The organism is Halomicronema hongdechloris C2206, assembly GCF_002075285.3.
In the GTDB taxonomy this organism is placed as follows: Bacteria; Cyanobacteriota; Cyanobacteriia; order Phormidesmidales; family Phormidesmidaceae; genus Halomicronema_B; species Halomicronema_B hongdechloris.
This window is the reverse complement of record NZ_CP021983.2, coordinates 4,914,283-4,939,038: the sequence shown is the minus strand read 5'-3', so window position 1 is coordinate 4,939,038 and position 24,756 is coordinate 4,914,283. Positions and strand designations below refer to the sequence as shown.

Genomic DNA, 24,756 nt, shown 5'->3' with positions numbered 1-24,756 from the left:
TCCGCCATCGTGATTAAGCAGACCAACCATAACGAGACGACACCGAGGCGACGGCCCCCAGGGGCTGATCTATGGCCATCGTCGCTGCGGCTGCAGCCAGCCTCCGATCCGCCCAGACAGCATCTGGCACCGGCAGAGCAACCTGGTGGGGAATCACTAGACCAGCCGCGCCGACCAAACGAGCCAAATGCTGCCGATAGTAGTCACTGAGGTAAGCAGCCGTGCGATACCATTGCCACTGCCCATCGGCCATAGCCGCAAGGGCCAGCGGTCGCCGATGCCCAGGTCTCCATGGCCGAGACAGCAGAGCCATGCTTGCCTGGGCCATGGCGGCGGCATCCCCAGGGGGGACCAGCCAACCCGTCTCCCCCGGCACAATGGTAAAGCGATATGCCCCCGTGTTGGCAGCGATGACCGGCAATCCGTGATCGAGAGCCTTCAAGGCTAGGGTGCCCAGGGGCTTATAGGGGTCAGGAATCCAACAGACATCGGCGGCCCCATAGGCAAGGTGTTCTTGGCATGGCGGTACCACACTGATGCGACGACCGAGCTGCAGGGGCTTCAGCTGACGGGCATGCCGTGGTGTCGTTGGGTCCCCCAGCAGCAAGCAGCGCCAGTCGGGACTGCCCGCTGCCTGATGCCCTGCGTGATAATGGGACAGGGCTGTCCACAGGAGCTCTTGGGCTGCTTTAGAGGCCCGGTCGCTGTTGCAGAGAAATACGGTGGTGCCGAGGGGAATCACAGGGGCTTGAAGATGCCCATTGCAAGCAAAGCGCTTGGAGAGAACCTGGCGGTAAACCGCCTCGTAGCCATCGACCATGCGCTGCACACTGAAGTGAGTTTCAACATGGTCTCGGCAGTCGCGACGATCGAGACGGTCAATTTGGGTTAGGGCCTGCACGCAGTCATCGACGCTCTGGCAGAGATAGCCGGTTTTGCCATCGGCAATGATTTCGGGGGCAGACCCCAAGGCCACGGCAATCACCGGAGTACCGCCAGCATTTCTATGGGGGGCAGAGCGATTACGAATCAGTCCATTGACATTTGGGATGGTGACAGGGATACCTTACCTGACTCAATTGAAAACATCTTGCCGAAGCTGAATGAGCGCCTGTTTGAAGCGGGGCAGATCACGGGTGAAAATGACGCTTTCCCAGTCAATTTCGGACTGTGCTGTCAGGAGTTCGTTGGTTGCTTCACCACGAGCGACTGAGCCGAACACTCCAATGCGAGTGACGCCATAATGCTCTGCCAAATAGGCTTGGCGCCGTTTTAACTGGTTCAGGATAGCGGCTGGGGTAGTTAAGTCAACGCTCATGGTTAGCCTGGGCAAGCTATGCCCATATCTTACTCAAGCATAAACCTTGGCTTTGGCGCAGAGCGCTCTGCCTGGATTCCGGGCAAGCGCAGCGCGACCCGGAATGATGGACATCCTCTGTTCTGATTGGAGTTCTAACATTGCCTGGAGTGTGGGTCGCGTTACAGGCATAGCATGACCCTTTATTACAGGGGAAATGACCCACACTCCGGGCTCTTCAACTACAGTTTACAAGTCTGGATGCGAGAGAAGAGACTCAAAACCGCCATCAACCCAAAAAACCCCCGTCACAAACACCCGCCCAGGGAGGTGGCCAAGAGGTGCGGAGGTGTCGAATGTCACTTCAGAGTAGTCGATATACTTGCCTCCCTGGTGCCAGCCGATGCGATCGCAGCAGGAATTTGTCTATCTGGCCGTTTTAATGGACGTCTTCACCCGTAGCATACGCGGTTGGCACCTGGCTCGAAGCATGGATCAAAGCCTGACCATAACGGCCTTAACTCGAGGATTAGAAAAAGGTATTCCTCAGATTCATCTCACCTGGCAGACGTAGGACAAGCTTGGCAAAACGGCTATGCTGAGCGCTTAATGAGAACCATTAAAGAGGAGGAAGTCGATCTATTAGACTATCGAAACTTTACCGAAGCGTATCAACAGATAGGACAATTCTTGGAGGATGTCTATATGAAGAAAAGGATCCATTCGTCTCTGGGTTATCTAATACCTGAAGAGTATGAATAAAACTGGAATGAACAACACAAGAAAAAGCATGGTATAAAAGAGTCAATCTCTTAATTCTCTTGATCTACTGTCCGAATCCAGGGGTTCACTTCAGTTTTTCAGAATCTCGACTTGAGTCACCATGACGGGTCAGACTGAACGAGGCTTACGGCGACTATAGTGCAGCCGTTGCAGTTTAGATCGCCGCTGTGGCGTTTTTTAGCAAAGCACCCGAGTTGCTGCGAGAGACCCAGATTCTAAGTGAGTTCGGGGGGACTCCTGCGGGTGCGATCGCATTCTCTTGCCACCCCCGTCCCCCATTGCAGGCCCACACGGCTTAACCTGTCACAAATGGCCACCGCATAACCTATGGAAGTCCACTTGCGATCGCAATTCGCGCCTACTAATCCTCAGCGGTCTGCTGGCCCTGGCCGGTCTCAGCGGCGTTATTTTGAACGACATGCAGCTACGCAATATCGGCATCCTCGGCTATGTCGGCCTCTTCTCATTGATACAGCCCTAAGGAATGACCGGCTTGACCCGGCAGCCTGGTTGACTGACAAAAGATTCTGCATTGGGCACGGAAACCGCGCCCTTACCAGATTTCGGATGCTGTAGGGGGCAGGTTCCCTGACCCTTTGGATAGTCTGGGTTCTAGCAGGTTTTGTCAGTCAATGAGCCCGGCAGCACAATGGCCGCTGATCAAGTTGTTATGCCGCTTGTTATGCCGCCACCCCTCGGTTGGAGCACAGTCACAAACTGGTCTGTTGGTATTCAAAGCTTTAGGCAGGACTGTAAATCGCTGGACTGCCACACGGCTCCACTCAAGTGACGGAGCTGGTAAGTGCCATCTGGTAGGGGCAGGATGCAACACTCCAGGAAATTCATGGCGTTGTTCATCTGCCTACCGCCGCAGCAAGCTGGCGACATCCTTGGCAAAGTAGGTCAAAATTACATCCGCGCCTGCTCGCTTGAGGCTGGTGAGGGTTTCCATCACCACAGCCCGTTCGTCAATCCAGCCCTGCTGAGCAGCCGCTTTGACCATGGCATATTCACCGCTGACGTTGTAGGCCGCTACCGGCAGGGTGGTGTGCCGCTTAACGCGCTGGATGATGTCCATGTAGGCCAGGGCCGGTTTCACCATGACGATGTCGGCTCCTTCGGCAATGTCGAGATCCACTTCCTTCAGGGCTTCCTGGGCGTTGGCGGGGTCCATCTGATAGGTCTTTTTGTCGCCAAACTGGGGGGCAGAGTCCAGTGCATCGCGGAAGGGGCCATAGTAGGCGGAGGCGTACTTGGCCGAGTACGTCAGAATGCCCACGTTAATCCAGCCTGCCGCATCCAAGGCGCGACGGATCGCCCCAACCCGACCATCCATCATGTCTGAAGGAGAGACAAAATCCGCCCCGGCTTCGGCATGGCAAAGGGCCTGTTGCACCAGCACCGCCACGGTTTGGTCATTGAGGATTTCGCCGTTTTCGACAATGCCGTCGTGGCCGGCGCTGCTGTAGGGGTCAAGGGCCACATCAGTAAACACCAGCAGGTTGGGGAGGGCCTGCTTAATCGCCCGCACCGCCTGGGGCACGAGCCCTTTGGGGTTGTAGCTTTCGGTACCGGCATTGTCTTTAAGATCCGGGGAAATCAGCGGAAACAGGGCGATACCGGGGATGCCCAGGTCGTAGGCGGCAGTAACCTCTTCCAGCAGTAAGTCGAGGGTGTAGCGATAGCACCCCGGCATGGAGGGAATCGCCTCTTTTTGCTCCTCCCCTGCCATTACAAACACCGGATAGATCAGGTCGGCGGTGGTGAGATGATGCTCGCGCACTAGCCGCCGCAACCCCTCTGTACGTCGTAGTCGGCGGGGACGGTGGGGCATTGCAGGCAGATTAGAGGTAGCGACTTCGGCAGAGTCTTGAGGTGTGTGGGCAATTTCGGTAGAAGTCATAGCAAGGAAGGCGATACCATTAGAATGATTATCATTCTCTAATTTACTGCAATGAAGGCCAAACTTACCCGAGGTCAGCAGTGGGTGTATGAACTGCTGAACAGCACGTCAACGGAAATTACGGCGCAGGATCTTTATGCTCAATTGCAGGCCCAGGGGCGATCGCTGGGCTTGGCGACGGTATATCGAGCCATTAAGGCGCTGCAATTGCAGGGGTTGGTGCAGGCGCGGGTGCTGACCAATGGTGAATGGGTCTATCGGCTCGCGTCAGAGGATTGCCACTATCTGACTTGTTTGAACTGTGGGCGATCAGTGCCAGTGGAAGAGTGTCCGGCCCACGGGCTGCAACAAAAACTGGAAGAGAAGCAGCATTTCAGGGTGTTTTATCACACCCTGGAGTTTTTTGGGCTGTGCTCAACCTGTGGCGAAACGTCGGACGCTGGAGCGGTTTAAAGGTTATGCCAAACTGAGAATGTCTTGAATCTCAGCCATAGTTATTTATGGAATTACGCTTTCCCTTGACTTTTTCTAACTCTAAGGAGATCTCTTGAAACAAAATTACCCATTTTATGGGCTGTTACCCAAAGGCGCAGGCCCTGCGCTCCTACTCAAGGTATTTTCTTTCCCAGAATTCTCCTAACTTTAACTGTCTTCTTGCTCATTCAGCTTTTCTAAGTCAGCTAGATCTTGCAGTCTGCCTGATGCTTTTTTATTAAGCTTAAGATTCTCCAAATCGATAAAACTGATTTCAATTCCATTAATGGGTACTTTCACCCTAGCTCGGTAACAGGTTGCGAAATCAACTCCGTCAGGAGTTGTTACTAAATCTATCCGATTGGGCGGATAACCGAGTTGAATCACCTGATCTGGGACTGTAAAATCATTTGGGTTTAGTCCTACTGAACCAAAACCAAAGTCTGTAAGAGCATTCATAAGTTTCGCTGCATTAGATGGCTCCATTTCTATCCAAATGTCTAGATCTTTGGTATACCGTGGATGTCCGTGCAGGGCTACGGCATAGCCACCAATCACTAAATAGCGAACATCATGCTTGTTTAACAATTCGATAAACTCTCTGAAATCCTGGCTCAGCATTGTATTTCCACTGGTGATATTCGCGTCGAATAGTTTCTAAGGCGGCTAATCTTGCTTCGTAGGTCTGACTTCGCCAGTAAGCCACGTCCGATTGAGAAGATTTGAGCGTCGTTCTATTCACTACAACTACACGTTTTTCGATCATGTTTTTCAACCTCCTGATTAATCTGTTTTCAATCTTCCTTACTCCTCTACTCCCTACTATTCTTCTTTTTCTCTCCTTACTTCCATTGCGATAGCTCGAATGCCCTCGGCGATTTCGCGAAAGGCTTCGTCTTGATTGGCCCAGGTGGTGAGGGGCTGATGATTTCTGGGCAATACTTCAAGCTGGCTAAAGGGCGCACCGGCCCAGTCTACCGGACGCAGCAGAATGGGAATGACGCGAGCCTCGCCTGCCTGGTGCCGTTCGATAGCCTGTTGGATTTCGAGGTCGTAGCAGGTGTCGTCGGCGAGGGAGTTGGCGCTGATTAGCAACAGAATGATGTCGGCAGTGTTGAGTTGCTGGTTAATGACTTGAGCGGGTTCGTCGCCGGGGAGAATTTGACGCTGACTCCAACTGGTGATGACGCCCTGGTGTTCGAGCAGAGTGAGGTGATTAGCGAGTTGGGTTTGTAGGGCTTCGTCGGCGGGGGCGTAGGAGAAATAGAGGGAAATGGTTTTGCCTAGGGGGGTGATGCCGTAAGCAACTTCGTAGTTATAGAATTTACAAAAATTTTGCAGTCTGGTAATCGCTGAACGATACTGCTCACCCTCGGTTTTTTTCCAAAGTTGAACTAATCTTGGCAAGATTTCAACTACATTCAAACTGGCTAGACAATTTGCAATGCTTTCTGTTCCTGTCGATTCATAAATCAGTTTGATTAGCGACGGAATTGCGGAACGAATTTCTAGTCTCTCTATAATTTCAGGGAGAGTGAATAGCTGAAGATTTTCGTCATCTATTTTTTCATCGAGTAATTCAAGAATAGTATCAATCGCTTGCGAGCTGCTGATCTTAGCCAAAGCTTCCAAAATGCTAGTCCACGATTCGGAGTTACTTTCGATTACAGTCTGGAACTCTTTGATTGATTCTCGCAAAGCGGTCTTAGAACCGATATTGATCAATTTTTCTATTGCTGCTTTTTGAGATTCATGAGAGGTGTACTCCAAACCTATGAGTGCCTCAACGATGAATCTTTGTTCAATCTGAAAACGATGAAAATGATCGGCATGGATGTATTCCTTATCCGCTTTCGATAACGCATTTAAAATCCCTTCAATGGCTTGATTACTGCCAATTTTTCCAAGCGCTTTTCCAGCTCCGCCACGAACATCATAATCATCGTCTTCAAGCATTTCGATAAGCTTGGGAACTGATGGTTCATGCCGACATATTCCAAGTGCCTGAGCAGATGCCAACCTAACTAACCAATCATTGTCATCAAGCGCTTCCACCGCTAAATGAATAGCTTTAATATTGCTAACCTTAGCTAGTGCAGGTATGGCTAAAGCACGAGAACTTCCATCCGTTGTTTTCCTTAAAAACTTTTCTAAAATCTCAATTGACTCATTGCTGTATTTTTCTGTTAACTTTGCGATGACATATGCACGAGTATCATAATCAGAAGTATATAGAGACTCTACTAATATCTCCAGGGAATCTTCTTGTCTATTTTGTTCGAACAAAAATTCGAATAGTTCGTCATCGGCAGATGTTGGCTGAGTAAGAGCCAAGGCAAGATTAATAATTTTTCGTGGCGCATTTGCCACTGTGACTAGATGATGAGTTTTTGCTCGAAATTCTTGCTTTACTTCCCTTGCGAACCTCACTCCCAGAATCACATCTACATCATCGATCGCCAGTTTAACCACCCGACATGCTTGCTCTTCCTTGTCCACAAGCGCCAGCATCAGGGCAATGGGTTCGGTCCACTTCAAAAGGTTGAGGTAGTCTCGCTTCAATTCCTCATCGGTCAGTTCTGGTAGCAGTTTAAGCAAATATTCCGCCGCGTAATATTCCTGAATTAGCTGGTGGCGAAACTCAATTTTGTCGGCACTGCGGTTTTGCAATAGGTGGTACTTAAGCAAGTCATCTAAAATATCTCGAACCGGGAATTTTTCATTAGGGAAAATTCTGCTGAGTTCCCCTTCTGCTTCATGACGAGAAATCACTCTGCGAAAATCGACCGGGGTTTCTCCCTGCATCATGGTTGCGGCAATAGCTTGCAGGGCGGGCTTCCAAAGTCTGCGATCGCTTAGGGGCCTCACATCCCCTTTCAGCAGTGCTACCTCATGCTTCCGCACACTGCTGTCTTCATACATCCTAGTGAATGCCTGAAAAATCCCCGCCAGGTTAGGCGGCATTTGGTGCTCAGGCGACTGCTGAAAGACCTCGCAGAGCATCCACAGCAGTAAAGGCGTTTGGCCGAACTCCCGCAAACGGTCGTTAAGTTGCCGCAGCATTGCCTCGGCCTGGTAGGGCACATAGGCGCGAATAAACTCTTTCATTTGCCCTTCGGTCAGGGGCTGCATTTCCAGCTTCTTTTCAATGCCCAAATCTCCCCCCAGGCCCAAATCTCGGGTAGCGAAGATCATGGGGACTTGGGAGTGGTCCTGGCGAAAGCTGGCAAGCTGGGTTCTTGCCGTTTCCGATGGCAACTCGTTTAAGCCATCCATCAGCAGCAAAAAACGTCCCTGGCGCAGTAGGGATGTGAGCGTACTCTCATCCAAAGAGAGAGTTGGATCGTGCTTGTGGATAAATGCCTGGATACGCTCGGTGACGGAGTTTTGCCAATAGCGCAACTCTATCAAAACAGGAATTCTCTCTGGCTTCCCTCTCCCAAGGTTGGGAGAGGGGTTGGGGGAGAGGGCAGTTGCCATTTCCAGGAGTAGTCGAATCAAGGCTGTGGATTTCCCAGAACCAGGGCGTCCGACCAGTAACACATGGTCATTGGCATATTTGCAAATGCCTTCCAACACAGGCAATCGTTCCGTTTTCTCTCGTTTTTCCTGAGTGAGATCAGCTTCAGAACCGGCGTGCTTCCTTTCCTTAGAAACCGTCTGCACCATTAACCCAAAGTCGAAGGGCGAGGGAAGTGATTGTTCCTGCTCCTGCTCTTTGATTTGCCCGACAGCATCGGTTAAGGCATAAAGCTTCCACCACTGCTGATAGGTGGTTACGAGGGATTGTAAGTAGCGTTCAAAATTGATCGTCTTTGCTTCAGCAGTCTGGACGCCTTTCAACACAGCTTCCAATGCTGCCTGAAACTTCTCTGGATCAGATAGGTGATAGTGAGTGCCTTCAATAAAAACAATGCTGCCATCTTCAGCAAGGAACTGGAACCCCTTCGCCCCATCTCGATTGCTTTGCTCCATCCGCTGCTGAGACTGCAAAGCAGCCGCCAACTCAGCATTTGCAGCGATCGCCCCTTCCACATGCGCCACCAACTCCGCCAGAGTAGCCTTCGGTGCATCCCGCAGCTTCTCCGCTATGAGCTGACACAGTTGAGCGATGGGGCCAGTCATCCTTATCGATTCCTAATCCGGCTTGCCCTGAATGCGGATTTCACCAATATAGGCGGTGCCCCCTTCCACCTTGGTCTGCCAACCCTTCGCCTGGTCGTAGTTGTTCTGCACCATGTTGCTCTGGTCAATCAGCTTACCCGCGTTAATTTCCTGAGCCAGTATCTGAATATCCTTGGCAAACTGCGGGTCTTCATCCATAGCCACCTGAAGGTAGGCGGCAATCTGGTTAACCTGCCCAGGGGTAATGTTGTGGTTCTGGTCAAGGGTCGCTTTAACCTCTTCCACCCGAGGCTTGCCCCGCAACTTCGCCCAGATGCGCTTCAACAGCGTATCCATTTTGGCGATGGCCTCAGTGGAGAATTTCTTGGCGAGTTCTCCAGCAGCAGAATCAATGAATTTTTGAAATGCCAGGGTCGCTATTGCACTCGCAGTGAACGTGGTGACCGGATCTGCCATGCCCCTCCAGAGACGCGCTTGTCTCCTCAATTTTGGCTCTATTGCTCTAGATTTGCCTAGTCTGCTGAGGCAAGGCCTCCCAGACCCTAACGTTGGATTTCGATCTTACCAGCCAGTGCTGATTGAGCAGCATTGCCGATCGACATTGAGAGATGTGCTCGCGAGAGTCATCAGCAATGCTATCTTGATAATGATTATCATTCCAATTTTATTCTGCCATGGTTAGCCAACTGCCCCGCGTGCCCACTAAAGCGTCTGCTCCGGTTAGCGATCTGCAACATTTGCAGCGGCTTCGCCATACCTGTGCCCACGTGTTAGCCATGGCAGTGCAAACCCTGTTCCCAGAGACCAAAGTCACCATTGGCCCCTGCACCGATACCGGCTTTTACTACGACTTTGACCGGGCTGATCCCTTTACGCCTGAAGATCTGCAGCGCATTGAAGCCGAAATGCGGCGGATCATTCAGGCGAATTTGCCAATCATTCGCGAAACGGTGGAACGGGATGACATCCGGGCTGAGATTGAGCACCTGAACGAACCCTACAAGCTAGAGATTCTCGACAGCATTCCCGCCGATGAGCCGATTACCCGCTACTACATCGGCTGTCCCGACCCGCTGCCAGTTACCGCAGAACCGTCTCTGTTCAATCAGCCACCAGCCGCCGCTAACAGTACGCGCCCCTACTGGTGGGATTTGTGCGCTGGCCCCCACCTGAACCGCACCGGCGAGCTGCATCCTGACGCGTTTGTCCTGGAAAGTGTAGCCGGAGCCTACTGGCGAGGTGATGAGACTCAACCGCAGCTCCAGCGCATCTACGGCACTGCCTGGGAAACCCCGGAGCAACTGCAGGCTTACCTGACGCAGAAAGAGGAAGCCAAACGACGCGACCATCGCAAACTGGGCCAGGAGCTGGATCTGTTCAGTATTCAAGAGGCTGCCGGGGGTGGGCTGGTGTTCTGGCATCCTAAAGGAGCCCGCATGCGCCTGCTGATCGAAGACTACTGGCGTCAGGCTCACCTGCAGGCTGGATATGAGCTGCTCTATACCCCCCACATTGCCAATCGAGACCTCTGGCAAACCTCCGGGCACCTCGACTTTTACCAGGAGAACATGTTTGAGCAGATGGCGGTGGAAGCGCAACAGTATCAGCTCAAACCCATGAACTGTCCCTTCCATGTGCTGACCTATCAGCATCGGCTCCATTCTTACCGGGAGTTGCCGATGCGCTGGGCCGAACTGGGCACGGTGTATCGCTATGAGCGCTCTGGGGTGCTCCACGGGCTGATGCGCGTGCGGGGGTTTACCCAGGATGATGCTCACATTTTCTGTCTGCCCGAGCAGGTGACAGAGGAGATTCTAGGGGTGCTGAACCTGACCGAACAAATTTTGTCGGACTTTGGCTTTACCGACTATGAGGTGAATCTTTCGACTCGCCCGACCAAGTCTGTGGGCAGCGACGACATTTGGGAACTGGCCACCTCGGCGTTACAGAAAGCGCTCGATCGCAAAGGTTGGGCCTATGTGGTTGATGAGGGGGGTGGTGCCTTCTACGGTCCCAAAATCGACATTAAGATTCAGGATGCCATTGGTCGGCTCTGGCAATGTTCAACCCTGCAGGTGGACTTTAATCTACCGGAACGATTCGATCTGCATTACGTCGCGGCGGATGGCTCCCGGCAGCGTCCGATTATGGTTCACCGGGCCATTTTTGGCTCCCTGGAGCGATTCTTTGGAATTCTGGTGGAAAACTATGCGGGGGATTTCCCCCTGTGGCTGGCCCCGGTGCAGGTGCGGTTGTTGCCCGTGAGTGATGCTCAGCGGGACTATGCGAATCAGGTAGTCCAGGCGCTGCAACAACAAGACTTGCGAGTGGAGGTGGATGCCAGCGGCGATCGCTTAGGTAAGCAGATTCGCACGGCTGAGTTGGAGAAGATCCCAGTGGTTGCGGTTGTTGGTAAACGGGAAGTGGAAAACCAAACCTTGAGTGTACGAACCCGTCAGGCAGGAGAAATCGGAGCATTAACGCTGTCAGAACTTCAGGAGAAAATGCAGCATTCAATTATTAACAAACAACAGATTTAGATCAAGAGGAACATGAAATGAAAGTTGCTTATGTTTTTACCCATCCTCGCGGGGGTACTTACAAGTTAGGGCAAATGATTCTGCCACAGCTAGAAATGGGTGTGCATGGAGTTGAAGTTGTGGGAATGTTCTTCTTCGATGAAAACTGCTTCGTTTTGCGAAAGGGCGATCCGATTGGAGAACGATTGGCAAAGGTGGCAGAAAAACGAAACATTCTGTTGATGATGTGCGATCTATGTGCCCTGGAACGGAACCTGGCAGAAGGTGAACCACGTTGGTGTAATCCTGACGGAACCGGGCGAAAAGAACCGGGGAAGTGCATCGTCAAAGATGTGGTTGAAGGAGTAACCGTTGGTTGTTTTCCAGACTTATACACCGCATTGAGCGGCAATCCCCCTGATCAGGTCATTACCTTATAAAAAAATTAAACTGAGCATCCTTACAAAACCCATAAAGCATTGGATGACATTGAGCAGGTCGGTGTCATCCGCCTATTTCAAACGGAGTAAATCCGATGTCTCAGCACATGTTATTTATTTGCACTTCCTGCGCCTTTGCCATTGGTCAACGGGAATACCGAGGGCAGCGGGGTGGATATCACCTGTGGCAGAGTTTATTGCAGTGTCAGCAACTAGGACAACTACCGCCGACTGTCAGGGTTCAACCGGTAGAGTGCCTTAGTGCTTGCAATCGGTTCTGCGCGATGGTCAGAGACCGGCCCTCGGCCATCGCGATCGCCTCTCCCGCAAAGACGACCCTCATGTTTGGCGATTTGCCCGCTCTCGACAGCGCGACGGCCATTGTCCAGTTGGCGACCCAATATGTGACCAGCCGCGATGGAGTGATCCCCCGTAGAGACCGTCCGGCCCTATTACAGAAAGGAATCCTTGCTCGCATTCCGCCCGTGCTGCCTCCTCAATCTTGAGGAATGTGTTAACTTAAATTCTAAGCTTGTTGAGAATAAATGTCATTTGCATGGTCGTTAGGGTGTTGACTTGTCCTGAATGCCCTGACATCACAGGTCAGATTACGCTGGCGAGGATTCGGCTCGCTTTTAGGTTGTATGCATCAGTTTGCTTCCACCCCAGCCCCGGTGACTCAGCCCGTGATTCATCAATTCAAACGTCGGGAGATCATTCCCCTGCGGAAAAACACCCTCTGGCATTTCAAGACCGGAGCCGCCCGCTTGTTGACCCTGTCTGAAGAGGGCACCGCCATTACCCTGGGATTTTGGGGCACGGGCGATTTTACTGGACAACCGCTTATTGGCATTCAACCCTGCGAGTTGGAATGTCTGATGGATGTCGAAGCCGTCCGGCTACATCTTGAGCAGTGTCGGGAATTGCCGCAGGTGACGATGGCCCATCTGCACCAGATGCAAGCGCTGATTCGCATGCGACAGGGCAACATTCCTCAGCGATTACAACTGCTGCTCACCTGGCTGGGGCAGAAGTTTGGTTGCTCTGCCGAGGGCGGGCAGTTGATTCAACTGCGGTTAACCCACCAGGAACTGGCTGAAACCATCGGCACCACCCGCGTGACGGTAACCCGACTCATGCGAAATCTGGAACAGCAGGGCAGCCTCTGCTATTCCAAACGTCAACAGATTGTTTTACGACAACCCTGGTGGTGCGATCGCACGGCCTGATCGGGTGAACTGGTCTACCAGGCCAATTACAGCTTCCGGCTCGATGAGATTCAACCTTATGGTGATCCTTAGCGGAAATCGATCGCTCCCTAACAGCTTGACGACTGACTTGAATTAGAATGATAATCATTATCACTTTATTATGGCGTGCGGGTCAGATTTTCTGGCGGCAGGTCAGTCCATTCCATTGGTTCAGGCTATATTATGCTCTCTCTCAAATCCCTGGTAGAACTACAGGTTCACCGATCGCTGTCGGAGTACATTACCGCCCTGGTCTGGTCGCCGGTCGGGAATAGATTGGCGATCGCTTCTGGGGCCGGGGAGGTGGTTCTGTGGCAAGACTTTCAAGAAACCATATTGCAGGCCGCCAATGGCGCTTCCATTGATGCCCTAGGGTTTTCCGGGGAAGGGGCAGTGGTTGGCGGCAGCCGGGCAAGCCGGGGCGGTGACACTCTGGCGGCTGTCTGCTGACTCACCTGAGTTGGTAAAGACGCTGACCTGGGGTTCAACCTGGCTCGATCGCCTGCAGTGGCACCCCCATCAACCCTGGCTCGCTTACAACTGTGGCAAAACGGTTCATATTTGGGATGCTGACCAGAGTGAAACCCTAGCCACCCTGGAATTGCCCGCCAATGTGCAAGATCTGGGCTGGTCTCCCGATGGCACTCATCTAGCGGTGTCGGCTCAGCAACGGATTCAAATTTGGGAAACGTCTCGCTGGATTTCCCCTCGATATGAATGGGAACTGATGGCCGCCAGTCGAATCTTAAAATGGTCCTCCGAGGGAGCCTATTTGGCGTCAGCCAATCAGGATAACAGCGTCGGCGTCCTCACCTGGGACAACGTCCGTGCCCTAAAGCAATCTTCGGATCATTAAGCAGATTTGCCCGCTCTGCTGGCAGGGCTGCCCGGCAAGGTGCGGCAACTCGCCTGGGCCGATGTTCCTGATGCTGATCGCTCCCCCATTTTGGCAACCGCCACGTGGAACCTGGTTGCCATGTGGATACTGATTCCCGATGAGGGGTGGCAGAGTTATTTGCTGGATTTATACCAATTCTGTAAGTAGAGGCTACAGATGCTAGACAGGAGTTGAAGCACTCAACACGAGCGATGTCAGGCGTCTATCACCTCGAAATAACGGAAAGCGAGCAAGCGCTCAAAGCGCTTCTGAGAAATCAAACAACAGCCTCGGATAAAGAACGGATTCAACTGCTCTACCTCCTCAAAAGTGAGCAAGCCGAGACGATACAGCAAGCGGCGGCCTCATTGTTGGGACGTCATCGAGTGACGATACAGACATGGGCCAAGCGTTACCGCCAAGGGGGATTAGAAGCGTTACGGAGCCACAAACCCCATCCGGGCGGCAAATCGACGCTACCCGACTGGGCCGAAACCGCCTTGCGAAATCGTTTAGAGCAACCGGAAGGCTTTGAGAGCTACGAGGCGATCCGGCAATGGTTGGCCCTGGAATTGGGGATTGTGGCTCCGTACAAAACGGTTCATAAGTGGGTGTACTACCGGCTTGGGGCTGCACCCAAAGTGGTGCGGCCGAAAAGCGATAAACCGGACGAAGCGCAGATAGTCGCATATAAAAAAACTGGCTGAGAACCTCGCGATGCTGGCGTTCTTCGCCATCAGTGTCTTGGGCTGGAGTGGTTCGGTGCGATGCTTCTGCCAGGATGAGAGTCGCGTTGGCTTGAAAACCCTCACGGGACGACGGATTACGGCACGTGGGGTCAAACCCGTGGGCAAAGTTCGTTGGACCTTTCAGGCCACCTATCTCTACGGCGTGGTGGAGCCAGCGACAGGTGAGCATTTTTTCTACGAATTCACCCACTGGAATACCGACTGCTTTCAGCGTTTTCTGGAACTGGTCGCTCAGCAATACCCCGACAGTATTTTAATCATCCAGTTAGCTCAAGCCGGATGGCACAAAGCCAAACGCTTACAGGTACCAGACAATCTCCTCTTGATGTTTCAACCGGCCCATGCGCCGGAATGCAATCCCATTGAGCAAGTGTGGCAATACCTCAAAAAGCGGCTGCGCTGGAAACGACTCAAAACCTTAGATGAACTGCGACACCTTATCAAGGAGCAGTTGCTTGCATTGACCTCAGCCACGGTTGCCTCGATTACTGGGAGAGCCTCCATATTGGAGGCTTTATCTGTAGCTGGAATCTAGAGAATTAGTATAAAGCCTGCTGCTGAGCGCGATCGCCTTACACCAAATCGCCTACGGGTTAGTGCTTTTAGGTGGCTTTAGCCTGGGGTTGGCATCCGTGCTCACGATTCTGGGGTTAGCCGCCGTCTGGCCGCCAGTGGCTCGAAAAAGCTTCGATTGGTGCTGGAATGATGCAGCGGCTGTCAGTAGTGAGCGCTTTCGCTACGGTCGGTATCGGCCTCGGTCTGACAACAGTGGCGTTGATGGATGAGGTTTAGGGTGCAAGGTGTACGGTGCAAGGTGCCCCTATTTCATGAGCCATACACCGTGAACCTGAAACCTTGTACCCATTTCCTAGACAAGAGATTTGATAATGATTATCATTCTAATATTCTCAGTGATTCGGGTAAATCAGCGTGAGCCAACCCCAAACGAAGCTGTCCTATGACGTTGTGATTGTGGGTGCCGGAGCGGCAGGCGTCGGCTGTGGCGTCGTGCTCAAAGAACTGGGTCTAGAGCACTTCACAATTTTAGAAAGACACCAGGTCGGAGCCTCCTTTAGCCGTTGGCCCCAGGAGATGAACTTCATCACCCCATCATTCCCAAGCCATGGTTTTGGCCTGCTCGACCTGAATGCAGTGACCTTGAAGACTTCGCCTGCGATCGCATTTCGGCGCGAACATATCAGCGGCAAGCAGTACGCCCTGTACCTGCAGACCGTTGCCGATCATTTTGAGCTGCCAATTCAGACAGAAGTCGATGTAAAAACCGTTGAGCCCTTGCCCCAGGGAGGCTTTACCCTGCACACCAGCAGCGGTGACCTGTCTACCCAGTTTGTCATTTGGGCCGCCGGGGAATATCAATACCCCCAGCTCAATCCCTTTCCGGGGGCAGAGCACTGCCTCCACAACACTCAAATTCGGTCGTGGGCGGAGCTAGAGGGCGACGAATTCCTCATCATCGGCGGTTACGAAAGCGGCATGGATGCCGCTACCAATTTAGTCGCGCTGGGAAAGAAAGTCGGTGTGCTTGATCGCACTGGAGCCTGGGCCGATCCTGACACGGATCCCAGCGTATCCCTATCGCCCTACACCCTGCAGCGTCTGGAATTTGTCTATCGCACCGGTCGCCTAGACATGGTGGGTGACGCCCCCATTGAAGAAGTCAAACCTGTTCCCGGCGGCTACGCGGTCTACAGCGAATACCAGAAGTGGGTGACGGCCCATCCCCCCATTCTCTGCACCGGTTTTGACACCAGCTTGAAGCAGATTGCTCCCCTATTCGATTGGTCCGAGGGCTATGCCGCCCTCACGGAAAATGACGAATCTACCCTCACCCCAGGTCTCTTTGTGAGCGGTCCTTCCGTGCGCCATGGCGACCTGATTTTCTGCTTCATCTACAAGTTCCGCCAGCGCTTTGCAGTGGTGGCCCATGCGATCGCCCAGCGCCTCGATCTCGACCCCACCCCCCTTGAGGCTTACCGCGAGGCTGGACTTTTCCTCGACGATCTCTCCTGCTGCAGCAACGACTGTATCTGCTAGCAAGGTTTGAATTTTGAATTTTGAATTCTTCTACTCAGCCGCCAACTCAAAATTACTCCTCTGGAGTCGCTGCGCGAACAAAACTAAGAACTTAAAACTTTTCCCCCCTACCCATCCACTTCCAACCTATCCCCCATGCCCACCGCACCACCCACCCAACGCACCACCGTCATTGTCGGCAAAGAAAGCACCGGCAAATCTGAACTGGCCGCAGCGCTCACGGGGCGATCGCCCACCAGCACTAGTATTCAGGGCTCGACGATCGCCTGCGAGACCTATCAGACCCGAGACAATGCCTTTATCGACACCCCCGGCATTCTCTTTCGCTCTGACACTGCCACTACCCGAACTGCCCTGGCGCAACTTCAGGCCCATGACCGGATTTTGTTAGTCGTTCAAGCGACCCACATGGATGATGATCTGGCGGATTTGTTGCCGCTCGTGGCTGGGAAACAGGGGCTGGTGATCGTCACCTTCTGGGATAAGGTATTGCCCTCTGACTTCACCCAGCAGGTTGTGGGCCGTTGGGAGCAAACCTTTCAGGTGAAGTTTATTCCTGTAGATGCCCGTCATTTAAGCCCAGGACAACGCCAGCAGATTCTAGAGGGGTTGCAGACTCCAGTTCCCTTCCCCCAGCAATGGCACCCGATTCCGGCGGGCTGGCGAATCGAGCCCGCGCCCACCTGGTTGGAACATCCCCGCTGGGGTGGGTTGCTGGCCATCCTATTGCTGCTGTTGCCTGCGGTCATTGCCGTTTGGGTTGCCAATGGCGTCGCGGGCCTGCTCGATCCACTGATACAAGCCGGATTAGCCCCTTTGGTCAATGTCCTAGCTCAGGCCCCCTCGCTGCTAGAGGCGATTTTGATTGGCCGCTATGGCTTAGTCACCATGGGGCCGCTGTTATTCGTCTGGGCGGTGCCGACGGTGATGCTGTATGCCCTGTTTCTAGGCGCATACAAGGCCAGCGGATTGGTGGAGCGCCTTACCGTAGCGCTGCATCCACTCCTGAGACCGTTTGGCCTATCCGGGCGAGATTTGGTGCGGGTAATTATGGGGTTTGGCTGCAATGTGCCCGCCGTGATCAGCACTCGCGCCTGTTCCAGTTGTTCCCGGCAGACCTGTGTGAGTGCGATCGCTTTTGGCTCCGCCTGTTCTTACCAGTTCGGGGCCACCCTGGGGGTCTTCAGCGCTGCCAATTTGCCCGGTTTAGTGGTGCCCTACCTGGGCTATTTGACCCTGACCACGCTGATCTACACCCGCCTGATTGCGCCTAAAGCCGCCCGCTCTCCCCACAACGCCCTGATGATTGAGCGGCGCACCTTTTTGGAAATGCCCCGCTGGTCGGCCATCTGGCGCGAAACCCAAAGCACCCTCAGCCAGTTTTTCACCAATGCGATTCCCATCTTTTTAGTGATTACTGTCATCGCTTCAGTGTTGGACTGGCTCGGTCTGATCATTGCTCTAGCAGGCTGGATCAATCCCCTGATGGGGTTGTTTGGTCTGCCTCCAGAGGCGGCTGTACCTGTGATCTTGGCCTCGATTCGCAAAGACGGACTGCTGCTCTTTGCCGAACCAGACACATTGGCAGTACTCACCCCCCTGCAAATCTTGACGGGGGTGTACCTGGCCGGGGTGTTGCTGCCCTGCTTGGTCACTGCACTCACCATTGCCCGCGAACAGTCGATGCGGTTTGCAGTGGGGCTGATGGCTCGCCAGGCGATCGCCGCGATCGCGTTTTCAATGCTGTTGGCCTGGGGAGGCGCAGTTTTTGGGACATCTACCTGAAGCAGAGTCATGGTTTGTGAGCCCCTACTGACCGTTAGTCAAGTTACAATATCCCTAAACTATTGAGAGATATTCTCATTAATAATCAGGCCCATCCAGCGCTTTTCCAAGCACCGGGTCTTGAGAGAAGGGCATGATACAGACCTGAGACGGCTGATTTGACCCATGTCGGCTTGCGATCGCACTACCTAAACAACGGTGAATACCCATGACTAGCACTCAGAAAGAATCCGCAGATCCATTAACTGGGGTAGCCGAAACCCTAATGATTACCCTGTATGCTCGCTACGTTGAGACCCAGCGCTCGGATAGCTTTTTTCAAGATCCTGAAGCAGTTGAAATTGTCGAGCGAACGAATTATGACTTTGACAAATATGCCAAGGGCTGGGCTTCCCAACTGGGTGTTGTGGTTCGAGTGCAGGAATACGATCACATAACCCAACAATTCCTTAAGGCTCATCCCAATGCCGTTGTAGTCAACCTGGGCTGCGGATTGTGTACTCGCTTTACCCGCCTGGATAACGGCGGCGTGCGTTGGTATGACGTTGACTTTCCTGAAGTGATTGAGTTTCGCCAGAGGTTTTTTCAAGAAAATGATCGCTATCGGTTCATTCCAGCGTCAATTCTCGATTTTTCCTGGATCGATCAGATCCAGCACTCTGTCGATCAGCCCCTGCTGATCCTGATGGAAGGGGTGTCTCCTTATTTAAGTGAGGCAGAAAATCGATCGCTGATCCTGCAAATCCGCGATCGCCTGGCTCCCGCAGAATTTGTATTTGATGTACTGAACCGCAAATCAGCAAACCATACCGCCCGCCACGATACTGTTTCCAAAACAGACGCCGAATTCAAGTCAGGTATCGACAGCGGCAGAGAAGTAGAGACCTGGGCGGATGGCATTACCCTCAAAGACGAAGTTTACTACCTGGCTCAGTTTGCCAACTATCCCAAACGTCTGCCGCTTTGGGCGAGAACGCTGTCCTTTATCATGGTGCCCCTCGGGAGCATCTCAAAGTTGCAAAAACATCAACAATCGTAGGCTCTATTCAGATAGGCACATCGCACCTGCAAGGCTTGCTGAACATTGTCGGGCACCCATTGAGCGCCTGGGAGTTTCATGCGATGGTCAATCTGCTTGATGGCTGACTCAACTGCACCTGAGCCAATCGAACAGATTTGTTCAGCTTGAAAATAGCCGTAATTCACAATTCGGTGACGATGTCGCTCCAAGTAATCACAGAATCGCCGGGCTTGCTCCAGAGCGCAGTCGGTAAATAACGCCTGGGTTTCATCAACCCGCCCTTCCCATAACAGAGCTTTGGCTTGTTTCAGCCGTTTTAATGAGCCCCCAACTCCATAGAGGTTTTCGACCAAGTGGTACCAATCGAGAATTTCTAAACGGGTTTCCACGGTGGCGATGGGACGAAACACCGCCCAGACGCCCCGATGCCCATCGCCAAGGCAGATGATGGGGTTCGCTAACGGTTGGCTATTTAGCCAGTCTTGCAGCCAGTCATTTGCCTGAAACGCCGCCCCATAGTACAGATTCTCGACCCGAGCACTCTTGTATTCTTTCCAGTAACTGGGTTCGCCTTTTTCCGGATGCCGCAGGCGCACTTTACCGCCATCGACACTGATCTCGGTGACCGTCTGCTTCGCCTCCGGTGGGGTCTCACGTTGGCGTTGCACGAGGCGTTGCAGCGTTGAATGACTCAACGACATCCCCGTTAAAACGGACACGTCGGTTTCGCCTTTTCCCATAGCTTTGGCAGGCCGCAACCCGCAACGCACATTTCTCAAAGAGCGGGCTGAGACGAACCGTGGGGTTCGAGGCCCAACCGCTGGGCTTGCTGTTCCCGAATCGGGAGGGTCCCCAGAACACTTTTTAGCTGCCGGGGGCGTCCCCGTTGGGTTTGGGTGCACGCTTCGACAAAAAAATTCCCACTTCGGGACTGACGTGCTCCAGCATCTGCTGCCGCACCGTCGTTTCAATGCCTTCAAGTGTGTCAACGGCTTCAGGAGGGCTATTGCGATGCAGAATCTTGGCAATCTCGCGGCTATGCTGGGCTAAGGCGGCTTGGTCTTCGGGGGACAAGAGCTTTTGGGGTAGAGACTACCCTTTCATCTCAGCACAGATGCTGGGTTCTCGCAAAAATGAGATGCTCCCTGCCCCTCTTCAAAAATTCGGGTCGAATTCTGTATTTGACGATTGGCAAGTCATGAAACCCATAGCAACGTACTGCCCGAACCGCTGCCAATGATCCTTTCGAGGTGGCTGAGTTCAGGGAGTTACCGCCTCTTCCACCCGCCCAAGAATCCGAGACTGAGAAGGCCCAGTAGAACACCCGGTTCAGGGACAGCAGCAGGAGAGGCCCCAAATCCAAAGAAAATAACGCCGGGGTTAGTCCCCACTAGATCCCAAGAGCCATCGCTCAGGTCGTAGCGAGCAATCCCACCCAGACGCTGAACCGGCGTTGCCGGATCGTTGTCATCATCGATAAAGTTGACATTGCCAAAGAGAGCATCAAACTGGCCATCAGTATCGGTGTCAACCCCTGTCAACGCCGCAAAACCGCTAAATACAGCGCGATCGTCTGCGGTTACAGCGCCCACCTCGCCGACAACAGCAGCGTCTCCCGTCTCTGGATCAAACTGAATCAAGGACTCAGTATCGAGGTCGATGCCATAGAGGCTATTATCAACCGACCCCAGACTAATTACAAAAGGGTTGGCTGTGCCCAGTTGAGTACTGCGGGCATTGTCAACCGCATCGCCAACCGCCTGAGATGAGCCCAGAGGAATGGCTGCTCCTGTGGTTACGTCAATTTGATGGAGTTGTTGAGTATTGAAACTCTCATCAAAAGGCACAATAAATCCTCTACCATCCTCCAGGACGTCAAAACTGGTGGCAGCTAGGTCGGTGGGTTCACCGATGGGGGTTTGGGTGGCAGAGTTTAGATCAATCTCCACTAGTTGGCCGCTAAATTGATAGCCCAACAGTCGCTGCTCCGCTGTCCCCGCTAAGGCTGACGGTAATCCGCTGGTCTCAGGTGAAACGGGGGTGGCAATGCCTGTTGTTGAATCCACCGCAAACAAAAAGTTTTCACGGATATCATCGTGAACGCCTGGAACAGCTTGGGTCAGACGCTGTCCTGTAGCGTAAAAGAGGGCTGCTTCGACGGATGCAGGCAGCAGCAACGTACCGAGCAGGGGAACGACGCTCCAGGCGGAGAGCTTAAGTAGGAATGTCAGCATGGATTTAAAGGATGTGTGTGAGATTTTTAGGTCAGTGTCTGGGACGAGCAAATCATATCGAGTCAATCGCACCAGATTTTCTCCGCAAACGAGCGGCTAGCAATGCGATCGCACCCAGTCCGACTAAAGCACCCGGTTCAGGTACCGGGGTTGCAACCATCCTCTGGCCGAGCTGATCACCTGCATCTGGATCATCCAAAAGCTGTGCCTGTGTGCGGGTAAAGAAAGCGACATCGAGATGGGGACGAACGCGTACCGACAAATTGGGGGACTCCTCGACAAACTCGGGGGGGACGAAGCCTATCGGCAGGTCAGGAAAGTTATTGCCAAAATCGGTTAGGTGAACATGGGGGACAGGTTCTCCATCTTCAACGGGAGCCGCCGACCAGAAGTTCAGTCCCGTTGCCCCAATAGTGTCCCCCGCGTCATCGAACAGAACCGTAAATTCTCCAACGTTAATGCCATTCGGCTCATCGAAAAAGCCATCTTGCAGAATTTCACCCGTTTGGGTGTCGAAATTAAAGTTGAACTCTGGATAGGTAAGGTGGTTATCCTCAAATTCTTGGATCAGATTGCCCTGCGGGTCGAAGAAGGCAATGTCAAACGCGTCTAAATCGTCACCTCGCACAATTCCATCTTCAAAGGTTTGGGTGTCGTCGTAGCTGAAACGACCCTCGGCACTGTAGCCCAGAATTTGTCCCGTCCATGAAATCTCAAAGGTAGCTGCTTGGGCAGGATTAATGGTAAGTAGACTCAGGGTTGTGCCGGCTGCGATGGCGGAGCCGGTCCGGAGGACCATCGCGCCCCCCTTTTTGTGGGCGATCGCAATGATTGACTTGCCAAAACTGAGCATAGAGAAAACCTCAATTCGACCAGAATGATTATCATTCTCACCTTATGGGATATATACTGAGACAGATATAAAGTCTCGGTAAAGTTGATGTCTGCAAATTTAGAGCAAACCGAGAAAGAGGCTGCCGCAGTTCCCGAATCAACCACCAGTCGACGCTCTCAGGCCCAGCTGAGGCCACCTATTTGCCCTAGACCAGCGCTTGTCATTGTTACTCTCTGCCCTATGTCATCACCCTTTGCCGCCCGTACCTCGGTTGAAGCTGTCGAAGAAGGAATGCTTCTGGCCCCTAAGTTTGACGCCCATGGGCTCATCCCCGTCGTCACCACGGATGCTGCAACCGGCGAGGTGCTGATGCACGCCTACATGAATGAAGTAGCATTGCTGAAAACCCTCGAAACGGGCGAAGCCCACTACTACAGTCGCAGCCGTCAGCAGCTCTGGCATAAAGGTGCGACCAGCGGCCTGGTGCAGACCGTGCAGCAATTGCTGATTGATGATGACCAGGATTGCCTGTTGATGAAGGTCAAGGTATTTGGGTCAGGAGCCAGTTGCCATGTGGGCTATCGCTCTTGCTTTTACCGCCAGATTTCCCCTGGCGACGAGGGGGTTGAGGTTAATCGGCCCATTGCGCTCACGTTTACGGAAAAGACCAAGACCTTTGACCCCGCCACCGTCTACGGGGGTGCTCCCAATCCCACTCAACTTTGAATCAAGGAAGGTACCATGCCGCTCCGTCGTCAACCCGCCCCACCCACTCCCTGGGACCATGACCTAGATCAGCCTACAATTGCAGCTTCTGCCTATGTTCATCCCCAGTGCAGTCTGATTGGTGATGTGCAGCTGGGCGAAAATGTGATTATCGCCCCCAATACCTCCATTCGAGCGGATGAAGGGACTCCCTTTTATATCGGGGTGAATACCAACATTCAGGATGGGGTGGTCATTCATGGGTTAGAGCAGGGACGAGTCTTAGGGGATGATCAGCAAGCCTACTCTGTGTGGATTGGCCACGACACCTGCATTACCCACATGGCGTTGATTCATGGCCCCGCTTACGTTGGGAATGAGTGTTTTATTGGCTTTCGCTCGACGGTGTTTAATGCCCAGGTGGGTCACGGGTGCATTGTGATGATGCATGCCCTGATTCAAGATGTGGAGATTCCCCCCGGTAAGTATGTGCCCTCAGGAGCAGTGATTACGACCCAGCAAGCTGCCGATCGGTTACCGGATGCTAACGATAGCGATGGCCGGAGGCCGGTCTTTGACCATCGCACCTTCTCTCATCACGTGGTCGAAATCAACCAGGCCCTGCGAGCCGGATATCGCTGTGCTGACGATATCGCCTGCCTCAGGTCTTTGCAGAATCCTATCTCCAGTAATGGCTTCCAGTCTATGCATCACAATGGTCAGGTAGCTCACCCTTTGCGGGCAGAAATTGTGGACGAATCCGGCAAAAACTCCGTCAGGGGCACCACATTGGCCTGGAATTCGCCGATATCCGGCGATTTAAGGCAGGTTCCTGGCAGAATGGCCCGACCATTGCGAGTAACCACGAGGCCCAGGTGCTGACCCAGGTGGAGCAGTTCTTGGCAGATCATCCCGGCGACTATGTGCGTTTGCTGGGCATTGACCCCAAAGTGAAACAGCGGCAATGGGAGAGTCTGATTCAGAAGCCAGAGTGAGCCTTAAAAATCAAATCTGGCACCAGTGTGTGGCTTGCAGTTTTTAGCTCTTGCCGCTATTGGGGAAGGCAACAAGCTGCTGGCATTTACGGTTAAATGCCTGAAAGAACCGCTCCCCGGCTTCAATATTGTTTCCAGCAAAATAGTCAGCAATTTCATTCAGGTCTTGACTGGCAAGAACGTTGATGACATAGCGACTCATGGTTACTTTGCCTGCTGGAATCGTTCCAGGATGCCGTTAACAAATGTTTCACCATCGATCGGGGCGGTATTTTCAGAAGCTTCAATCGCCGCGTCAATCTTGGCTCGAACTTCTTCAACCCATTCAGCTTCAGAGCGATCGTACTCATCCAGTAACCGCAGGGCGATTTCTAAGACTTCTTCGGCAGAGCGATATTTGCCAGCTTGAAGCTTGGTTTGGATGAAGCGTTCCTGGTCGGGGGTTAGACTGATACTCATAAAACCTCTTCTTACTTTATCTACCGATGTAAGCTGAAGCTCAATTCACCTGTTCTCATTATAAAAGTTGTCTTCTTGCCCATTCTCGCAAATGGTCGTCAGGGTCATTGATAGAGCAATTATGTAAGTGCTCTAAGGCTTTTGGATGCTTAGGAAATAAGCTTGATAGCCTAAATAGAGAAACTTGTCAAGGACTTGGCAAAAAATAGCTTCATTCATCTCCAGAATAGAATCGCCTAACGGTGAAGCT

Annotated in this window: 26 protein-coding genes and 3 pseudogenes; 17 read left to right on the top strand and 12 right to left on the bottom strand. The window is 52.8% G+C overall.

Features of this window, described 5'->3' with window-relative positions; translation table 11 throughout:
* Positions 1–13: 13 nt before the first annotated feature.
* From XM38_RS26215 to XM38_RS29260, 3 genes are all read right to left on the bottom strand, one after another.
* Entirely contained in the window at positions 14–976 is a 963-nt protein-coding gene (locus XM38_RS26215) for a glycosyltransferase (RefSeq protein WP_187329514.1), read from the bottom strand.
* A 99-nt stretch (positions 977–1,075) separates the two neighbouring features.
* The gene (locus tag XM38_RS22525; RefSeq protein WP_080811410.1) at positions 1,076–1,318 is read right to left on the bottom strand and encodes a nucleotidyltransferase family protein; all 243 of its coding nucleotides are present in this window, start codon (positions 1,316–1,318) and stop codon (positions 1,076–1,078) included.
* Between the two features lie 228 nt (positions 1,319–1,546).
* A complete protein-coding gene (locus XM38_RS29260) occupies positions 1,547–1,660 on the bottom strand; it encodes a hypothetical protein (protein WP_391540791.1) in 114 nt (37 codons plus the stop codon).
* A gap of 40 nt (positions 1,661–1,700) precedes the next feature.
* Here XM38_RS29260 and XM38_RS22515 point away from each other — a divergent pair.
* Positions 1,701–2,059, top strand: a pseudogene (locus XM38_RS22515) (integrase core domain-containing protein); the annotation flags it as partial.
* An 883-nt stretch (positions 2,060–2,942) separates the two neighbouring features.
* Here XM38_RS22515 and hemB read toward each other — a convergent pair.
* A complete protein-coding gene (gene hemB / locus XM38_RS22510; RefSeq protein ID WP_256995805.1) occupies positions 2,943–3,914 on the bottom strand; it encodes a porphobilinogen synthase in 972 nt (323 codons plus the stop codon).
* Positions 3,915–4,034: 120 nt separating this feature from the next.
* On the opposite strand from hemB, the gene XM38_RS22505 reads away from it, so the two are divergent.
* Positions 4,035–4,436, top strand: a complete 402-nt coding sequence (locus tag XM38_RS22505; RefSeq protein ID WP_080805591.1) for a Fur family transcriptional regulator — start codon at positions 4,035–4,037, stop codon at positions 4,434–4,436.
* Between the two features lie 189 nt (positions 4,437–4,625).
* Here the strand turns inward: XM38_RS22505 and XM38_RS22500 are convergent, their stop codons facing one another.
* The 3 genes from XM38_RS22500 to XM38_RS22485 form a co-directional block, all read right to left on the bottom strand.
* A complete protein-coding gene (locus XM38_RS22500) occupies positions 4,626–5,078 on the bottom strand; it encodes a DUF6036 family nucleotidyltransferase (RefSeq protein WP_080805593.1) in 453 nt (150 codons plus the stop codon).
* Between the two features lie 201 nt (positions 5,079–5,279).
* The gene (locus XM38_RS22490) at positions 5,280–8,582 is read right to left on the bottom strand and encodes a HEAT repeat domain-containing protein (protein WP_187329513.1); all 3,303 of its coding nucleotides are present in this window, start codon (positions 8,580–8,582) and stop codon (positions 5,280–5,282) included.
* A gap of 12 nt (positions 8,583–8,594) precedes the next feature.
* A complete protein-coding gene (locus XM38_RS22485) occupies positions 8,595–9,038 on the bottom strand; it encodes a hypothetical protein (protein WP_080811407.1) in 444 nt (147 codons plus the stop codon).
* Between the two features lie 218 nt (positions 9,039–9,256).
* On the opposite strand from XM38_RS22485, the gene thrS reads away from it, so the two are divergent.
* The 13 genes from thrS (at position 9,257) to XM38_RS22425 (ending at position 19,296) form a co-directional block, all read left to right on the top strand.
* On the top strand, positions 9,257–11,122 hold the full coding sequence (thrS, locus tag XM38_RS22480; protein ID WP_088431112.1) for a threonine--tRNA ligase: 1,866 nt from the start codon (positions 9,257–9,259) through the stop codon (positions 11,120–11,122).
* A gap of 17 nt (positions 11,123–11,139) precedes the next feature.
* Complete coding sequence (locus XM38_RS22475; RefSeq protein ID WP_080811403.1) at positions 11,140–11,541, top strand: SaoD/DsrE family protein; 402 nt, start codon at positions 11,140–11,142, stop codon at positions 11,539–11,541.
* A 95-nt stretch (positions 11,542–11,636) separates the two neighbouring features.
* Complete coding sequence (locus tag XM38_RS22470) at positions 11,637–12,047, top strand: DUF1636 family protein (protein WP_088431110.1); 411 nt, start codon at positions 11,637–11,639, stop codon at positions 12,045–12,047.
* A gap of 138 nt (positions 12,048–12,185) precedes the next feature.
* Positions 12,186–12,770 carry a Crp/Fnr family transcriptional regulator gene (locus XM38_RS22465; RefSeq protein ID WP_080811398.1) on the top strand — a complete coding sequence of 195 codons (585 nt, stop codon included), beginning with the start codon at positions 12,186–12,188 and terminating at the stop codon, positions 12,768–12,770.
* Between the two features lie 204 nt (positions 12,771–12,974).
* Complete coding sequence (locus XM38_RS22460; protein ID WP_080811396.1) at positions 12,975–13,241, top strand: WD40 repeat domain-containing protein; 267 nt, start codon at positions 12,975–12,977, stop codon at positions 13,239–13,241.
* Positions 13,189–13,647: a WD40 repeat domain-containing protein gene (locus XM38_RS22455; RefSeq protein WP_187329512.1), complete on the top strand. Its 459-nt coding sequence runs from the start codon at positions 13,189–13,191 to the stop codon at positions 13,645–13,647. Before XM38_RS22460 ends, XM38_RS22455 begins: the two co-directional genes overlap by 53 nt.
* A 6-nt stretch (positions 13,648–13,653) precedes the next feature.
* The gene (locus XM38_RS22450) at positions 13,654–13,836 is read left to right on the top strand and encodes a hypothetical protein (RefSeq protein ID WP_080811392.1); all 183 of its coding nucleotides are present in this window, start codon (positions 13,654–13,656) and stop codon (positions 13,834–13,836) included.
* 44 nt (positions 13,837–13,880) lie between these two features.
* Positions 13,881–14,375 carry a helix-turn-helix domain-containing protein gene (locus XM38_RS26560; RefSeq protein ID WP_088431108.1) on the top strand — a complete coding sequence of 165 codons (495 nt, stop codon included), beginning with the start codon at positions 13,881–13,883 and terminating at the stop codon, positions 14,373–14,375.
* Positions 14,376–14,385: 10 nt separating this feature from the next.
* The gene (locus tag XM38_RS26555; RefSeq protein WP_080811389.1) at positions 14,386–14,952 is read left to right on the top strand and encodes an IS630 family transposase; all 567 of its coding nucleotides are present in this window, start codon (positions 14,386–14,388) and stop codon (positions 14,950–14,952) included.
* Positions 14,953–15,049: 97 nt separating this feature from the next.
* A complete protein-coding gene (locus tag XM38_RS26210; RefSeq protein WP_187329511.1) occupies positions 15,050–15,202 on the top strand; it encodes a hypothetical protein in 153 nt (50 codons plus the stop codon).
* Positions 15,203–15,347: 145 nt separating this feature from the next.
* Positions 15,348–16,472, top strand: coding sequence for an NAD(P)/FAD-dependent oxidoreductase (locus tag XM38_RS22435; protein WP_080811386.1), 1,125 nt, complete (start codon positions 15,348–15,350; stop codon positions 16,470–16,472).
* Between the two features lie 135 nt (positions 16,473–16,607).
* Positions 16,608–18,257, top strand: a complete 1,650-nt coding sequence (locus tag XM38_RS22430; RefSeq protein ID WP_088431106.1) for a nucleoside recognition domain-containing protein — start codon at positions 16,608–16,610, stop codon at positions 18,255–18,257.
* Positions 18,258–18,465: 208 nt separating this feature from the next.
* Positions 18,466–19,296, top strand: a complete 831-nt coding sequence (locus tag XM38_RS22425) for a class I SAM-dependent methyltransferase (RefSeq protein ID WP_080811383.1) — start codon at positions 18,466–18,468, stop codon at positions 19,294–19,296.
* On the opposite strand, the pseudogene XM38_RS22420 reads toward XM38_RS22425, so the two are convergent.
* From XM38_RS22420 to XM38_RS22410, 3 genes and pseudogenes are all read right to left on the bottom strand, one after another.
* Positions 19,284–20,352: pseudogene (locus XM38_RS22420) on the bottom strand (ISKra4 family transposase). The gene XM38_RS22425 and the pseudogene XM38_RS22420 sit on opposite strands and share 13 nt — an antisense overlap.
* Positions 20,353–20,546: 194 nt before the next feature.
* Positions 20,547–21,512, bottom strand: a complete 966-nt coding sequence (locus tag XM38_RS22415; protein ID WP_080811934.1) for a PEP-CTERM sorting domain-containing protein — start codon at positions 21,510–21,512, stop codon at positions 20,547–20,549.
* Between the two features lie 52 nt (positions 21,513–21,564).
* Positions 21,565–22,365, bottom strand: coding sequence for a PEP-CTERM sorting domain-containing protein (locus tag XM38_RS22410; RefSeq protein WP_137455208.1), 801 nt, complete (start codon positions 22,363–22,365; stop codon positions 21,565–21,567).
* Between the two features lie 222 nt (positions 22,366–22,587).
* Here XM38_RS22410 and hisI point away from each other — a divergent pair, with 222 nt between their 5' ends.
* On the top strand, positions 22,588–23,073 hold the full coding sequence (hisI, locus tag XM38_RS22405) for a phosphoribosyl-AMP cyclohydrolase (RefSeq protein WP_080811932.1): 486 nt from the start codon (positions 22,588–22,590) through the stop codon (positions 23,071–23,073).
* 15 nt (positions 23,074–23,088) lie between these two features.
* Positions 23,089–24,041 (top strand): annotated as a pseudogene (locus tag XM38_RS22400) (ribulose bisphosphate carboxylase small subunit); the annotation flags it as partial.
* Positions 24,042–24,090: 49 nt separating this feature from the next.
* Here XM38_RS22400 and XM38_RS22395 read toward each other — a convergent pair.
* Together XM38_RS22395 and XM38_RS22390 are read right to left on the bottom strand one after the other, a co-directional pair.
* Positions 24,091–24,249 (bottom strand): type II toxin-antitoxin system RelE/ParE family toxin, encoded by a 159-nt coding sequence (locus XM38_RS22395; RefSeq protein ID WP_137455207.1) that lies wholly within the window; start codon positions 24,247–24,249, stop codon positions 24,091–24,093.
* Between the two features lie 2 nt (positions 24,250–24,251).
* Complete coding sequence (locus XM38_RS22390) at positions 24,252–24,506, bottom strand: type II toxin-antitoxin system ParD family antitoxin (protein ID WP_080811930.1); 255 nt, start codon at positions 24,504–24,506, stop codon at positions 24,252–24,254.
* Between the last annotated feature and the right edge of the window lie 250 nt (positions 24,507–24,756).

What these genes read in the sequence shown, in the direction of transcription:
- XM38_RS22525 (WP_080811410.1), bottom strand. Translation starts at nt 1,318, where the DNA reads ATGAGCGTTGACTTAACTACCCCAGCCGCTATCCTGAACCAGTTAAAA.
- hemB (WP_256995805.1), bottom strand. Translation starts at nt 3,914, where the DNA reads ATGCCCCACCGTCCCCGCCGACTACGACGTACAGAGGGGTTGCGGCGG.
- XM38_RS22505 (WP_080805591.1), top strand. Translation starts at nt 4,035, where the DNA reads ATGAAGGCCAAACTTACCCGAGGTCAGCAGTGGGTGTATGAACTGCTG.
- XM38_RS22500 (WP_080805593.1), bottom strand. Translation starts at nt 5,078, where the DNA reads ATGCTGAGCCAGGATTTCAGAGAGTTTATCGAATTGTTAAACAAGCAT.
- XM38_RS22490 (WP_187329513.1), bottom strand. Translation starts at nt 8,582, where the DNA reads ATGACTGGCCCCATCGCTCAACTGTGTCAGCTCATAGCGGAGAAGCTG.
- XM38_RS22485 (WP_080811407.1), bottom strand. Translation starts at nt 9,038, where the DNA reads ATGGCAGATCCGGTCACCACGTTCACTGCGAGTGCAATAGCGACCCTG.
- thrS (WP_088431112.1), top strand. Translation starts at nt 9,257, where the DNA reads ATGGTTAGCCAACTGCCCCGCGTGCCCACTAAAGCGTCTGCTCCGGTT.
- XM38_RS22475 (WP_080811403.1), top strand. Translation starts at nt 11,140, where the DNA reads ATGAAAGTTGCTTATGTTTTTACCCATCCTCGCGGGGGTACTTACAAG.
- XM38_RS22470 (WP_088431110.1), top strand. Translation starts at nt 11,637, where the DNA reads ATGTCTCAGCACATGTTATTTATTTGCACTTCCTGCGCCTTTGCCATT.
- XM38_RS22465 (WP_080811398.1), top strand. Translation starts at nt 12,186, where the DNA reads ATGCATCAGTTTGCTTCCACCCCAGCCCCGGTGACTCAGCCCGTGATT.
- XM38_RS22460 (WP_080811396.1), top strand. Translation starts at nt 12,975, where the DNA reads ATGCTCTCTCTCAAATCCCTGGTAGAACTACAGGTTCACCGATCGCTG.
- XM38_RS26560 (WP_088431108.1), top strand. Translation starts at nt 13,881, where the DNA reads ATGTCAGGCGTCTATCACCTCGAAATAACGGAAAGCGAGCAAGCGCTC.
- XM38_RS26555 (WP_080811389.1), top strand. Translation starts at nt 14,386, where the DNA reads ATGCTGGCGTTCTTCGCCATCAGTGTCTTGGGCTGGAGTGGTTCGGTG.
- XM38_RS22430 (WP_088431106.1), top strand. Translation starts at nt 16,608, where the DNA reads ATGCCCACCGCACCACCCACCCAACGCACCACCGTCATTGTCGGCAAA.
- XM38_RS22425 (WP_080811383.1), top strand. Translation starts at nt 18,466, where the DNA reads ATGACTAGCACTCAGAAAGAATCCGCAGATCCATTAACTGGGGTAGCC.
- XM38_RS22415 (WP_080811934.1), bottom strand. Translation starts at nt 21,512, where the DNA reads ATGCTGACATTCCTACTTAAGCTCTCCGCCTGGAGCGTCGTTCCCCTG.
- XM38_RS22410 (WP_137455208.1), bottom strand. Translation starts at nt 22,365, where the DNA reads ATGCTCAGTTTTGGCAAGTCAATCATTGCGATCGCCCACAAAAAGGGG.
- hisI (WP_080811932.1), top strand. Translation starts at nt 22,588, where the DNA reads ATGTCATCACCCTTTGCCGCCCGTACCTCGGTTGAAGCTGTCGAAGAA.
- XM38_RS22395 (WP_137455207.1), bottom strand. Translation starts at nt 24,249, where the DNA reads ATGAGTCGCTATGTCATCAACGTTCTTGCCAGTCAAGACCTGAATGAA.
- XM38_RS22390 (WP_080811930.1), bottom strand. Translation starts at nt 24,506, where the DNA reads ATGAGTATCAGTCTAACCCCCGACCAGGAACGCTTCATCCAAACCAAG.